The organism is Bartonella sp. CL63NXGY (assembly GCF_042194905.1).
Classification (GTDB): domain Bacteria; phylum Pseudomonadota; class Alphaproteobacteria; order Rhizobiales; family Rhizobiaceae; genus Bartonella.
Genome location: NZ_JBHINK010000063.1, coordinates 1 through 1,003 on the forward strand (window position 1 = coordinate 1; position 1,003 = coordinate 1,003).

1 protein-coding gene is annotated in these 1,003 nt (G+C 39.9%); it reads right to left on the minus strand.

The annotated features are described in order from the left end of the window. Positions 1-73: 73 nt before the first annotated feature. Positions 74-1,003 (minus strand): autotransporter domain-containing protein (locus ACFIK0_RS09200; RefSeq protein ID WP_375663884.1); only part of this gene is annotated, 930 nt, incomplete at its 5' end.

Sequence of the window (1,003 nt, forward strand, 5' to 3'; positions counted from 1 at the left end):
AAAAGGCAGCATATTGTGGCTGCCTTTTTTGTTAATGCATAGAAAAGAAATACGCTGTTTTGACAGTTTTATTTTAAAACTGATAGCGTATTCCTCCTGAAAAGCTTGCACCACTTATACCAGTTTTTTGAAGCTTTTGTTGATAGCTGACATCACCATGAAGGGAGAAATTGTGAGACAGTTGCGCGTTAATGCCAACGCCACCTTCAATTGCAGGTCCCATAGGATCAAGGTCAAAATTTCTACCAATATGAATGGTACCATTATCACCAAAGGTTTTGATCAAGTTTACTTTTCCATAGAAAGACATCGGACGGTTGTTTTCAGTGGAAATGGTTTTTGTCAAACGTCCACCAACACGGATCAACCATTGAGAAGGATTGTTCATATCAACGGTAAAATTATCAGCATCTTCAATGGTATTAAACATCAAATGTTGATAGGCAATTTGTGCTTGCGGCTCAAATGTTAAACTTTCCATTCCGGTTGCAAACTCTTTGCCAAAAGTGGTGGAGATACTCAACATTTTGGCATTTTGCAATTTTGCGGTTTTGCCAATGAGAGCATTGCCGATATCTCCTTTTAGAATTCCATAGGATAACAGTGTATCCATATAGAAACCATTGTTATGCTGCACGCTGCCATAAGCTGTTAGTGACCATTTATCCAATGTGCTCTTACTTACATCATCCATATCCTTTGGAGTGAAAGACAGCCGCCCATAGGTGCCTACAAGACCGAAATGTGTTGTGGTATTTTGTCCTTCTAATGCTGCGAATGTGACACCGGCTTGTAGAGCAGCATAGCGGATATCAGCACCATAACCATATTTGAGAGGTCCGCGTTCAGAAGATAAGGTTCCTGTGTTTCCGTAAGTATAGAGGAAGAAACCGGTTTGTTTTTCTTCTTCTTTTCCTAAGACAGATGTTCTGATATTGGCTAAGAGTGCGTTTTGTTTAGCCATATCGGTTAATCCACTATAGAAGAGAGCATTTGGCATGAC